Here is a 13,166-nt window from a genome sequence, read left to right on the forward strand (position 1 = left end):
AGAGGATGCCGGCAGGCATCTCAATTCGCGGACGGCGGGCTCGTGCGATGCCGAGTATGCGTAGTTCTCGTGCAACTCGGCTTATTGTCCAGGTCTGAAAAAAGTCTCCGCGTGAAACGGTCATGCATTTTCGAACCGCCTCAGACAGCGTTGCGCAATGGAATGGATTCCAAGCGGAACGGTGTATCCCGTTTTATTTCCAGTTTCAGCATGAGCGATGCTTTTCACGGTGTGCCAAGATAATAAGAGGGGTGGCAATGCCTCCTCATCTTGCCACCCCTTCATGTGCTCCACCGCTCGAGACTACCTGCGATTCAGCGCGATGATGTTCTCGATCAAGCTTCTGCCCGGAAAATCGGCCCAGATGAGGCCGACGCGGGGATAGGGGATGCGCTCCCGGTCTTTGTTTCTCGGGTCCATGTTGAGCAGGTCCACCGTCATCCTCTGCGTCAGAAGCCAAAGGTTGGTCAACTGGTTGGTGCCCAGGAAGGCGATGGAGCAGATGCCCAACACGCAGTTGACCCGCGGAAAATCCGGATACCAGTCCTTCCAGCCCGGCGTGGTCAGGCCGGTCATCAGTTGGGGCGCGTTGGTGCCCGGCGAGCTATGGCCGCTGGCGACGAAGTAGGGAAAAGCGATTTCGGCGCCGTTCAGGCCGATGGAAAAAACCGTATCGGTCGACGCCGTCGCGGCCAGTTGGAGCTGGGATTTGACCGAGGTCCATTTGTCGTAGAGTTTCCAGTTGGTGCTGACTTTCCAATCGTTATCCCGCTTGACGAAGCGGTCGTAATCGAGACCCACTGCGGGCGAGTGATAGAAATTCTGAATGACGACGACCTTGCCTCGGGTTTCGCCCAGGGTCGGATTCTCGCCGGTATGCTCCCAGAACAGACCGGGATACCGGGACTTGTAGTCGTCGAAGGTTTCGGCGAAGGACCGGGTGTTTCCCTTGGCCGGCGTGATGTCTGTGGTTTCCGACTGGATATACATGTAAACGGTTTCCCGGGGGTTTTGATTCAGGAACTGCTGCACGGCGTCCAGCACGGTCTCGAAGCTCGCAAACTGGTACACGAAGCCGTGATAGATCTGGAAAGTGTTTTCGTAATGGCGGCAGCGGATATCCAGTGCCCGGATGCCCGCATCGAGTTGTTTCGCGAGCGACATGGATTGCGCCTGAGCATAGTCGCCGCCGTACAACGCCATGGTGTCGTGGGTTCCCGGCACGGATAGTTCGCTGAACTTGCGGCTATCGGGCAGCGAACTCATCCACTGCGGATTGCGGGCGCCGTTGTCGGCGTCGTGCGAATAGGCGGAGTTGTCGATGGCCGGGGAAACCGTGCTTGCCAGGGCGGTGGCTGCGGTAAGGAACCAGGCGGTCAGTGTTTTAAGAGTGTTCACGGCTCGTCTCCTGAATGTATGTAAAGAGATTTCTTTTCGGGTACGGTGACGATGCGTACTGGCGCAAACCGCGGGCCAACGCTCGCCTCCTCATGTAAGCGACTGAATTCACTGGGTTATGCCTAAGAGCATGGGGTAGCGAGCCGATCGTAATCCGTCGAGGAATTACGATATTTCGTACACAAAACGATATGGCGTAAAAATGGCGCTGATTTGAGGGGGGCGACCGAGGGGGAACCCAATCCGAAGCGCGTCACCCTGCCTGGCGAGCTTCCCGAGTGCGGGAATTCGGCGCGCGTGTGTCCAGTCTTCGAGGCGATGGCATCCCGGTTGCTTTCAAGGTAAAAGCGCCGTCGTGCCCGGCGGGGCATGGCGAAAGTAACGGGCGAACCCACACCGAACGAGGTCTTGTGATCATGATCCACCGGAAAACCATTTTAGGAGCCGTCGCACTGTTGGCGGGAGTTTGCGGCGAAGCGCTTCCGGCCACTTCCACGGTTGAGCCCGAAGCGCGCTATACCGATCAGCGCCTGAGCCTGCGCTGCGAAAATCAAACCTTGCAGCGTTGCCTGGAAGAAGTCGGGGCCGCCGCCGGAATCCGCTTCCTCATCGGCGAGACGGAAGCCGACCGCCGAAAGGTATCGGTGACGTTCGCCGACCTCGACGTGCCCGAGGCGCTGCGACGACTGCTCGACGGTTATTCCTTCGTAGCTTATCCCGACAACCAAGGACGTTGGGTAACGCGAGTCCTGGGAAATCCGGGCAGCGCGGACACGCTCCGGCTGATCGCCGCGGAGCCGAAACCCGCTCCCGGTGAGCCTAAGAGCCTGGACGAGTTCCGCCCACTGCCCGGATCGTACGCGGGGATCGATCCGGACGAAGCAAGAGATCCCGAAGCCCAGCAGAAACTTTTCGAAGAGGCTCAAAGGCGCCGACTGTCCGCTTCGGTGGAACGGGCCCTGGATGCCTTACGATCGCCGTATAGCCGATTGCACGAGGAGGCGCTGGATGTACTGGAGGGCGTTGACGATCCCAGGGCTACGGAAGCGCTGATCGCCACCGCCCAAGCGTCCGGCCGCACCTCCGAGTTCCGTCAGCGTGCAGCGCACCACTTATGGCAGCATGGCGCTAGTCAGGGATTCCGCGATCGTGCGGTGATCGATGCATTCGAGCGACTCGCCGGAGATGCCGATCAAGGAGTGCGGTCGTTTGCGCAACGCGTGGTGCGGGACTGGAACGTCGCCATGAACTCGGGTGCCGAGACTGGCGAGGCTTCCACAGAAACAACGATGACGGAATTAGATGGCGGCGCCATTCCCTGACCGGCCTGCTGCGGCGGAAGCTGAAACTGGTCGGTCATCGCGGCCTGACTCAACGTTAACTGTCTCCGGGAAAACCGGGGCGGTTCAGCTGGACGGTGCACGCACCGCGCTGGAACGCGAAAGCTTTAGCGTGAACAAGGCTGCGCACCGGGCCGGTTTCACCAGTGCCGCCAACTTCGCCACCGCGTTTCGCCGCCAATTCGGCGCCCCCCCTGAATCAACTGCGTCCGCGGAACTGAGTCGGAATATCCCAAACGTCAGTCCGCATTTCTCAGATTGATTCGCAACAAGACCACACCGTCGATCCCGTTCGCGACACCTATTACGCACTATTTTGCTGTGTTATTATCGGCCTCCACACTGCCATATTTCACTCGTGTTACCGCCGAATTATGTCCGTATCCGCTCTTGCCATACAGCAATTTGCCCTATTGGATGACGCCGAGTGCGAGCAACGAATCATCGCCGCGAAGCGAAAACTCGGCGATCGTTGCGTGATTCTGGGCCATCATTACCAGCGCGATGAGGTGTTCCGCCACGCCGACCTGACCGGCGATTCCCTCAAGCTGTCCCGCGAAGCCTCCAAGTCCAGTGCCCAGTACATCGTGTTCTGCGGCGTGCATTTCATGGCGGAGGTGGCGGATATCCTGTCGCGTCCCGAACAAATCTCGATTCTCCCCGACCTCGCGGCCGGCTGCTCGATGGCCGACATGGCGAACTTGGCCGCCGTCGAGCGGTGCTGGAACGAACTCGGTCAACTGTTCGATCCCGACGAAATCGTGACGCCGGTGACCTACATCAATTCCGCAGCCGATCTGAAAGCCTTCTGCGGGCGGCATAACGGCATCGTCTGCACCTCCAGCAATGCCCAAAAGATTCTCGACTGGAGCTTCGCCCAGCGGCAGAAAGTGCTGTTCTTTCCCGACCAGCACCTCGGACGCAACACCGGCTATCGCATGGGCATTCCGCTCGACGAGATGGTGACCTGGGATTTCGCCAAACCCATGGGCGGCCTGACCGAAGAGGAAATCCGCCGGGCGAGGATCATTCTCTGGAAGGGCTTCTGCTCGGTGCATCAGATGTTCCGCCCGGAGCATATCGACCGCTTTTTGGAGCGTTCCCCGGACACACGGGTGATCGCCCATCCCGAGTGTTCTTTCGAAGTCTGCCAGAAAGCCCAGTACATCGGCTCGACCGAATACATTCTGAAAACCGTACGCGAGGCGGAGCCGAACACCCGCTGGCTGGTGGGCACCGAGCTCAACCTGGTCAATCGGCTGGCCGAGGAACTCAAGCCGCAGGGCAAGGAAGTTCATTTCATGTCCCCGACCGTGTGCATGTGCTCGACGATGTTCCGAACCGATCCGCAACACTTGCTCTGGGTGCTGGAAAACCTTGTGGAAGGACACGTCGTCAACCGCATCAAAGTACCCGAGGGTGACGCACGCTGGGCCAAGCTGGCTCTGAACAAGATGCTGCAACTGGCTTGATTCGCAACGCGTCGATGGCGAGCCGGTAGGATGCGCTGACGCAAGGAAGCGAATCGTTCGCAACCGATGCGCTTCCCTTCGGTCAGCACATCCTACGTGCTTTTTCTTTCAGCCACCCCATTTGTCGCAGTCGGTAAATTAGGCCGATTGCCTTATAATTCGTTTTTTTGTCCCGCGCTGTCACATGCGGATTCATTTGGTGGCCGTCGGTAACCGTATGCCGGATTGGGTGACGGAAGCTTATTCGGAGTATGCCAAACGCCTGCCCCGGGAGTGCGAACTGGCGCTGAAGGAAATCGCCCCGGCGAAACGCGGGAAGAATGCCGACATCGTCCGACTGACCGAGGATGAAGGAGAGCGGATGCTGGCGGCATTGCCGCGCGATGTGCATGTAGTCGCGCTCGATGTGGCGGGAAAGGAGTGGAGCACGCCGGACTTGGCCGCAGCTTTGGCGCGCTGGCTGGAAAGCGGACGCGACGTGGCGCTTCTGGTGGGAGGACCGGACGGACTCTCTCCGGCTTGCCTGGAACGCGCGAATCAACGATGGAGCTTATCGAAGTTGACTTTTCCTCACCCGGTGGTGCGTATCATCGTAGCCGAGCAGATCTACCGGGCGTGGAGCATTCTGCAGCATCACCCTTATCACCGATAGCATGGACACCCGAAGTCCGCAGATTATTTTGGCGTCGGCATCGCCCCGCCGCCGCGAACTGCTCGATCAACTCGGCATCGCCTATGACGTGATGCCGGCCGCAGTTCACGAACACCCGCAGCCGAACGAGTCCCCCGAAGCCTATGTCCAGCGCGTGGCGGCGGAAAAATCGCTCGAAACATGGAAGAGCAGCGGCGGCAGGCTGCCGGTATTGGCGGCGGATACCGAGGTCGTATTGGACGGGAACATCCTGGGCAAGCCGCAAGATTTCGAGCACGCTTCGCGCATGCTCTCGCAGCTGGCCGGTAGGGAGCATCGGGTCCTGAGCGCCGTTTCGCTGCGGAAAGGCGACCGGCATTGGGAAGCGCTGAGTGTCAGCAGCGTGAGCTTTCGCCGAATGAGCCAGGAAGAAATCGAAGCTTACTGGGCCACCGGCGAACCCCGCGACAAAGCCGGCGCCTACGCCATTCAGGGCAAGGGTGCGGTCTTCATTCGGCATCTGTCCGGCAGCTACTCGGGCGTCATGGGTTTGCCGCTTTTCGAGACGGCGGAACTGTTGAAATGTGTCGGGATCTCGGTCCTCAACGTTTCTGCCACCTAGCCGGCGCATGAGCGACGAAATACTCATCAACGTCACACCGCGGGAGACTCGCGTAGCCATCGTCGAAAACGGCGTCTTGCAAGAGGTCTTGATCGAGCGAACCCGCCGCCGCGGGCTGGTCGGCAACATCTACAAGGGCAAGATCTGCCGAGTGCTGCCCGGCATGCAGGCCGCTTTCGTGGACATCGGGCTGGAACGGGCGGCATTCCTGCACATATCGGATCTAGGAGCCACCGATCGGGAGAAAACACCGACCGACCAGATCGAGCTGATTTTTCACGAAGGGCAGGAACTGGTCGTACAAGTCGTCAAAGACCCCATAGGTGCCAAGGGCGCGCGGCTCACCACCGAAATCGCCATTCCGTCGGTGTACGAGGTCTATATGCCTTACAGCCGAACCTGCGGCGTATCGCAGCGCATCGAGTGCGCTCAGGAACGGATTCGGCTGCGCACCGTCATCGAAACCTTTCAGAAGGAGCACGCCACCGGAGGATTCATCTCGCGCACCGCCGCCGAGGGCATCGAAGAAACCGCGCTCCGCACCGACATGCTGTTCCTGCTCAAGCTGTGGAACTCCATCGCTCAGCGGATCAAGACCGTCAAGCCGAAAACCTTGCTTCATGAGGACCTGCCGCTCAGCATGCGGGTCTTGCGCGATCTGCACCGCGCCCGAGTCGAGAAAATTCGGGTCGATTCTCGCGAAACCTACGGTCGCCTGGTCAAGTTCGCCAAGGAATTCGTTCCGGAACTGGCTCCCCTCGTCGAGCATTATTCCGGCGAACGGCCTTTGTTCGATCTCTACGGCGTCGAGGACGAAATACAGAAGGCTCTGGAGCGCCGGGTCATGCTCAAGTCAGGCGGCCATCTGGTGTTCGACCAGACCGAGGCGATGACGACCATCGATGTCAACACCGGCGCCTTCGTCGGCGGACGCAGCCTGGAAGAAACCATCTTCAAGACCAATCTGGAGGCGGCCCAAGCCATTGCGCGCCAGCTACGGCTGCGCAATCTCGGCGGCATCATCATCATCGATTTCATCGACATGCGGGACGAGGACCACAAGCAGCAGGTCCTGCAAGCGCTGGAAAAAAGTCTGGAAAAGGACCACGCCAAGAACACCATCAGCGAGGTGTCTTCGCTCGGGCTGGTGGAAATGACGCGCAAGCGCACCCGCGAGAGCCTCGAGCACATCCTGTGCGAGCCCTGTCCGGCGTGCAGCGGACGCGGGGTGTTGAAAACGCCGGAAACGGTCTGCATGGAGATTTTCCGCGAAGTCATTCGCGAAGTGCGTCAATATAATGTCCAGGAACTCCTCGTGCTGGCATCCAACGAAGTCGTCGAGCGACTGCTGGACGAGGAAGCCGACACCTTGTCGGAACTGGAGACATTCCTAGGGGTTCGCATCAAATTCCGCGCCGAAACGCAGTATACCCAGGAGCAATACGATGTCGTCCTGCTGTAGCGCCGTCTTTTGAAAAGAATTCTTCGTTTTACCCACCGAACGGCGCTGTATTTCGGTCTTTGCTTCATTGTCATATTGGCGCTGACGGTTACTGTCCTGCGCTTCTGGCTGTTTCCCGGAGCGGCGGAGTATCGCCGCCGCCTGGAAACCGAAATCGGTTTCCTGATCGGCGAAACCGTCCGAATCGACGAACTGTCGGCCCGCCTGCATGGCTTCCATCCCGAGTTTTCCCTGAACGGCTTCCATATCCTGGACTCGCAAGGCCAGCCGGCGATCCGATTCGCCGCAATCCGCGTCGACGTCGATCCGCTTCGCACCTTGTTGACCGGCCAACCCAGCTTCGACCGGCTGAAGATTATCGGAGCGAAACTCTCGATCCGGCGCAGGCAAGACGGCACGATCGGCATCGTAGGTCTGCACGTGCGCGACCGGCCGCCGGCCTGGCTCATGGGCGACGGCCGCTTCGAACTGTTGGACTGCGATCTGGAATGGCTGGATTTGCAAGGGAACAAACCGTCTCTGCACTTAGGACGGGCGAATATCCGGCTTGCCAACAAAAACGGAAAACATAAGCTCGGTGCCGATATCATCTTGCCTCAAAGTCTGGGCCAAGCATTCCGGCTTGTCCTGAATGCGGAAGGCGATCTCTTCCGGGCCGAGGAGTGGTCCGGAAAGCTTTACCTCGAAGGAAAGCGCATCGATACGGCCCGGATAGCCGACGCCTTATCGACGCCGCGTTTCGCCATGAAATCCGGAATAGCGGATTTCAGACTTTGGGGAAACTGGAACGGCGCGCTGAATTCCGTGACGGGAGACGTCAAGCTCGCAAAGCCGTTATTCGTTTTCCATGGGGATTCAAACACCGAAAATCAGCTGGCTTTGGCCTCCCTGGAAAGCCGGTTCAGGTGGCAGCTGGAAAACGACGGCTGGCGACTGGATCTCGATCGCTTCAGGCCGGCGTTGACCGACACCTGGCCCAAGACCCGCCTTTCCTTCGCTCTCACCCGTCGCGCCGGCGGAACGCCTGCCGTCATACGCGCCGCAGCGTCGTACCTCGAATTGGGCGATATCAACACCGTCTTGCACGCTCTCCCGGTGCTCGGCGAAAAAGCCGGCGGAATGTTGAGGGACTTGGCTCCGCGCGGCACCGTACGGAATACCAGTTTCTTTTTCGCACCCGGAAGATCGCTGGGCGAACGCGTAGCCCTGTGCGGAACATTCGACGATTTCGGCTCGAATGCCTGGCAATCGCTTCCGGGCGTTTCCGGCTTCACCGGAAAACTCTGCGGTACCGACAAAACCGGCCGGATCTCGGTATCAGTCGAAAACGGGGATATCCAACCGGCCGCGCTGGGACTGAAGAGCCCGGTTCATCTGAATAAGGCCACGGCCGATCTGTCCTGGCGGCAAACCGACACGGATTGGTCGATTTCATCCCGTTCGCTTTCGCTCGAAAACGCCGATCTCGCCGCACGCGGCCGGTTCGGAGTCGTCCTGCCGAAAAGCCCAAATGCCTCTCCCTTCCTCGATCTTCGCGTGCAACTCGGCGAAACGACTGTGGCCGCCGTCAAGAATTACCTGCCTTTCGCCGTAATCCCCCAAACTTCGCGTTGGTTGGAGCAGGCGCTGATCGGCGGACAAGTCCGAAATGCCCATCTTCTGTTTCACGGCGCGATCGCCGATTTCCCGTTTTATCGGAACGAAGGCGTATTCGAATCCTCGATCGAAGCGCAAAACATCGAACTTCGCTTTCATCCGGACTGGCCGCCGCTGACCCAAACCGACGCCCGCGTGCAATTCCACGGTCCCGGCATGGAAATCGGCTCGACCAAAGGACGAATCGGCCAGGGCCAGATTGCGGAAGCGCACGCCGAAACCAAGGACCTAAAGTCTTCGCCTTGGCTCAAACTGAGCGGAACCGCTCGCGCGACGGTGCCGGATGCCCTGGATTTTCTCGCCCACACTCCCCTTCGGGATATCCCCGAACGGCTCGGCAAGTTCGTGAGCACCGCCGGCGAAACGGATATTTCGCTGAACCTGACCATTCCGCTCGATCAAAAACTGGGCGATACCGAAGTCGAAGGCAAAGCGGAATTCAAAAATGCGACCCTCCGCGTCGAGGATGCCGGGCTGGAACTGGGGCACATCAACGGCCCCTTGCATTTTACGCGAACCGGTTTGAGCGCCGATGCCATTCGAGCCTCGGCGTTCGATCGTCCCGCCGTCATCCGCATCTCGGGACAGAAGGCCGAGACTTCGGTCGAGATCAAAGGCCGAATCGGCGTGTCGGACCTGCAGGAACAAATCCCCGGCAGTCTTTGGCGATGGGCGCGGGGAGCCACGGATTATCGGCTCAACCTCCGGATTCCGGAATCGCTCGATACCGAAAGCGATCCGCTGGTTCTGTCGCTGTCGTCCGGAATGACGGGCCTGGAGTTGAATCTGCCGGCGCCACTCGGAAAGCGCGAAAAAGCGAGAAAAGATCTATTCATCGAAACGGCGATTCTCGCCGGCAGCAAGATCCCGCTTCGGCTGAGCTATGGACACGATGTCACCGCACGGCTCAGGCTCTCGGAATCTGATACCGGCATCGAGCTGGAAGGGGGCGATATCGCCATCGGAACACCGCTCCCCTCCCCCTCATCGAAACCCGGCCTCGCAATTTTCGCCCGACTGGATGAACTCGAAGCCGCCGAATGGCGGCGCTTGCTGCCCAACTCCTCGGACGAGCCGGGCAGTACCGGTCTCTTGCGTAAACTGGAACTGAACGTCGGGACGCTATATTGGAACAAAGAAACCTTGGGTCCCCTGATCATCGACATGGAGAGCGAAGACCGACATTGGCGGGGCCATATCGCCAGCGCTTACGGCAAGGGGGGCTTCAAAGCCACGGCCGATTCGATCGCTTTCGATCTGGAACACCTCAAGATACCGAAACTGAAGGCCAATAAAGCCGGACCGGCGAACATCGAACCCATCGATCCGTCCGCCGTACCGAATCTGGCGCTTAATGCCAAGCGGCTACTCTGGCAGGACGCCGATTTAGGCCCATTCACACTCCAAACCGAACGCCACGCTCATGGCATGATCATAAGAACACTCGAGGGCGGGACCAAAAATCACCGCTTCGACATCCACGGCAGTTGGACACGGTCGGCGGACCAAACCGTATCCACGCGTATCGAGGGGAAACTCCGCATCGAGGACATGGGTGATTTGTTGACCGTCATCGGTTATTCCGGCGAGGTCAGGGAAACCCCTTCCGACGTCGACTTCACTTTGTCCTGGCCGGGCGCGCCCCAGCAATTTTCCCGTGCCGGCGTCAACGGCGACATCCGGATGAAGCTGGGCAAAGGCGCGATTCTCAAGGTCGAGCCGGGGCTGGGCCGGGTGCTCGGTATGTTAAACTTGGACACGTTGTGGCGCAGGCTGTCCTTCGATTTCAGCGATTTGTTCGGCAAGGGCCTAGCCTATGACAGCGTCCTGGGAACCTTTCAGCTCGGCAACAGTCAAGCCGTAACGAAGGGTTTTCTAATCGATGCGGTTCCCGCCAAGATCGTCATCAACGGCCGCGCCGGATTGGTGGCGAGAGATTTGGATCAAGTCGTCACCGTCATACCCCACACCAGCGTCGCTCTGCCCATCGCGGGCGCTCTGGCCGGCGGACCCGCAGTCGGGGCTGCCGTGCTTCTGGCACAACAACTGGTCGGCGAGGAAGTGGACAGCATCACCGCGACCCACTACGCCGTCAAGGGTAGTTGGGACGAACCGCAAATCACCAAGATTAGCCGCAACCTGCCGCTCGACATTCTCGACCGGGCCTGGAGCGGCATGAAAGATTTATCAGGTTTTGGCACCGAAACGGAGAAAAAGACGAATGAGTAAAACGGTTCTCGCCGCTATCCAGATGGCGTCCAGTCCCAACGTCAGCGCCAACCTCATCGAGGCGGGGCGACTAGTCGAGAAAGCCGCGTCCCAGGGCGCTTCCCTGATCGTGCTCCCGGAAAATTTCGCCATCATGGGTACATCCGAAACCGACAAACTGGCCGTAGCCGAAGCCGACGGTTCCGGACCGATCCAGGATTTTCTCGCCCAGACGGCGGAGCGGCTGAAGGTCTGGCTGGTCGGCGGCACCATGCCGATCCGCGCCGACAACGGCAAAGTCCGCGCTGCCTGCCTGGTTTATAACGACAAAGGCGAGCGGGCAGGACGCTACGACAAGATTCATCTGTTCGACGTCAACGTGCCCGGCACCGACGAACAGTATCACGAGTCCAAGACCATAGACGCCGGTAGCGAGGCTCTGGTCCTGGACACGCCGTTCGGGCGACTCGGTTTGTCGATCTGCTACGATCTCCGCTTCCCCGAACTGTTCCGGCAGATGGCGGACAGCGGCATGGACATTCTCGTCGTTCCCTCGGCCTTTACCGCGCAAACCGGCGCCGCTCACTGGGAAATCCTGGTGCGCGCCCGTTCGGTCGAAAACCTGTGCTACACCGTCGCCGCCAATCAGGGCGGGTTTCACGTCAACGGCCGCGAAACCTTCGGCCACAGCATGATCGTGGACCCTTGGGGCCAGGTGCTCGGCAGCCTTCCACAGGGCGCCGGTGTGGTGACTGCGGAATTCGACCGCGACCGGCTGCAGAAAGTGCGGGCCGCGTTTCCGGCCCTGACCCACCGCAAACTGCATTGCCGCTGAGGGCTATGGCGTGTAGGCTAGTTTTTATCATCAGCTTAATTCTCACACCTCATCATGAGTCATGATCCTCTTGTAATCGCCCGGCAAACCCTGCTGGAGCCGGCTGGACTCATAGGCGGCGACATCGACCGCGTCATGGGACAGCTCTTGAGCGCGTCGGTGGATGCCGCCGACGTCTATCTGCAATCCACCCGGTTCGAGTCCTGGATGCTGGAAGACGGCATCGTGAAGGAAGGCAGCCACAGCATAGAACAAGGCGCCGGGGTACGCGCCGTTTCCGGCGAAAAGACCGGATTCGCCTACAGCGACGAAATTACGCTGCCGACCCTGCTCGAAGCCGCCAAGAACGCGCGAGCCATCGCTCGAGAGGGAGCACAGGGCAAACGGGAAGTCTCCGGACTATATCGCCCGCCACAGCTTTATCTGCCGATCGATCCGCTGCAATCGTTGCCCGAAGAAGAGAAAATCGCCCTCCTCAAACGTCTGGACGAGGAATGCCGGAGACTCGATCCGCGCGTCGAACAGGTCATGGTGAACCTTGCCGGCAGCCACGAAGTCGTTCTGGTGATCGGCCAGGACGGAGCGCTCCATGGCGACGTGCGTCCGCTTGTGCGGCTCAACGTCAGCGTGATCGTCCAGGAAAACGGGCGCCGCGAACAAGGCAGCTGCGGCGGCGGCGGCCGCGCGGATTACCGCTTCTTTTTGGAAGAAGACCGGGCCATCGAATACGCACGGGAAGCCGTGCGCCAGGCTCTGGTAAATCTGGAAGCGGTCGAAGCTCCCGCGGGAACCATGACCGTGGTCTTGGGACCCGGCTGGCCGGGCGTTTTGTTGCACGAAGCGATAGGCCATGGACTCGAAGGCGATTTCAACCGCAAAGGCACTTCGGCCTTCGCCGGGCGAATCGGCGAACGCGTGGCTTCGCCGCTCTGTACGGTAGTCGACGACGGCACCCTGCCCGGCCGGCGCGGTTCGCTCAATATCGACGACGAAGGCACGCCGACGGAATGCACGGTTTTGATCGAAAACGGCATTCTCAAGGGCTACATGCAGGACAAGCTCAACGCCCGGCTCATGGGCGTATCGCCGACCGGCAACGGCCGCCGCGAATCCTATGCCCACCTTCCCATGCCCCGCATGACCAACACGTACATGCTGGCGGGACCTCACGACCCGCAGGAAATCATCGGTTCGGTGAAAAAAGGGCTGTTCGCCAAGAACTTCGGCGGCGGCCAGGTCGACATCACCTCGGGCAAATTCGTGTTCTCCGCCAGCGAAGCCTATTTGATCGAAGACGGGAAAATCACCCGGCCGGTCAAAGGCGCGACCCTGATCGGCAACGGCCCGGACGTGCTGACCCGCGTCAGCATGGTCGGCAACGATTTGCAGCTCGATACCGGCGTCGGCACCTGCGGAAAGGACGGCCAGAGCGTACCCGTGGGCGTCGGCCAGCCGACCTTGCGGGTGGACGGGCTGACCGTGGGCGGTACTCGGGTTTAAGACCAGCGCCCGACCCGTTCCTATATCCGAACGATTTAACGA

Annotated in this window: 10 protein-coding genes; 9 read left to right on the top strand and 1 reads right to left on the bottom strand. The window is 59.9% G+C overall.

Features of this window, described 5'->3' with window-relative positions; translation table 11 throughout:
* Positions 1-303: 303 nt before the first annotated feature.
* On the bottom strand, positions 304-1,398 hold the full coding sequence (locus ACWJJK_RS15810) for a phosphatidylinositol-specific phospholipase C (RefSeq protein ID WP_454128276.1): 1,095 nt from the start codon (positions 1,396-1,398) through the stop codon (positions 304-306).
* Between the two features lie 416 nt (positions 1,399-1,814).
* Here ACWJJK_RS15810 and ACWJJK_RS15815 point away from each other — a divergent pair, with 416 nt between their 5' ends.
* From ACWJJK_RS15815 to tldD, 9 genes are all read left to right on the top strand, one after another.
* The gene (locus tag ACWJJK_RS15815) at positions 1,815-2,720 is read left to right on the top strand and encodes a hypothetical protein (protein WP_156879593.1); all 906 of its coding nucleotides are present in this window, start codon (positions 1,815-1,817) and stop codon (positions 2,718-2,720) included.
* Positions 2,701-3,000 (top strand): helix-turn-helix domain-containing protein, encoded by a 300-nt coding sequence (locus ACWJJK_RS15820; RefSeq protein WP_086135320.1) that lies wholly within the window; start codon positions 2,701-2,703, stop codon positions 2,998-3,000. The genes ACWJJK_RS15815 and ACWJJK_RS15820 overlap by 20 nt, the downstream gene beginning before the upstream one ends.
* A 112-nt stretch (positions 3,001-3,112) precedes the next feature.
* A complete protein-coding gene (gene nadA / locus ACWJJK_RS15825) occupies positions 3,113-4,210 on the top strand; it encodes a quinolinate synthase NadA (RefSeq protein WP_156879592.1) in 1,098 nt (365 codons plus the stop codon).
* 184 nt (positions 4,211-4,394) lie between these two features.
* Entirely contained in the window at positions 4,395-4,862 is a 468-nt protein-coding gene (rlmH, locus tag ACWJJK_RS15830; RefSeq protein ID WP_086135318.1) for a 23S rRNA (pseudouridine(1915)-N(3))-methyltransferase RlmH, read from the top strand.
* Between the two features lies 1 nt (position 4,863).
* Positions 4,864-5,463 (top strand): Maf family protein, encoded by a 600-nt coding sequence (locus ACWJJK_RS15835; RefSeq protein ID WP_086135317.1) that lies wholly within the window; start codon positions 4,864-4,866, stop codon positions 5,461-5,463.
* 7 nt (positions 5,464-5,470) lie between these two features.
* The gene (rng, locus tag ACWJJK_RS15840; RefSeq protein WP_077728946.1) at positions 5,471-6,925 is read left to right on the top strand and encodes a ribonuclease G; all 1,455 of its coding nucleotides are present in this window, start codon (positions 5,471-5,473) and stop codon (positions 6,923-6,925) included.
* Positions 6,926-6,934: 9 nt separating this feature from the next.
* A complete protein-coding gene (locus ACWJJK_RS15845) occupies positions 6,935-10,810 on the top strand; it encodes a YhdP family protein (protein ID WP_454128277.1) in 3,876 nt (1,291 codons plus the stop codon).
* Positions 10,803-11,624 (top strand): carbon-nitrogen hydrolase family protein, encoded by an 822-nt coding sequence (locus ACWJJK_RS15850; protein ID WP_156879590.1) that lies wholly within the window; start codon positions 10,803-10,805, stop codon positions 11,622-11,624. Before ACWJJK_RS15845 ends, ACWJJK_RS15850 begins: the two co-directional genes overlap by 8 nt.
* Positions 11,625-11,678: 54 nt before the next feature.
* A complete protein-coding gene (tldD, locus tag ACWJJK_RS15855; protein ID WP_086135314.1) occupies positions 11,679-13,124 on the top strand; it encodes a metalloprotease TldD in 1,446 nt (481 codons plus the stop codon).
* Positions 13,125-13,166 lie beyond the last annotated feature (42 nt).

The sequence above is a fragment of the Methylocaldum gracile genome (assembly GCF_053646815.1).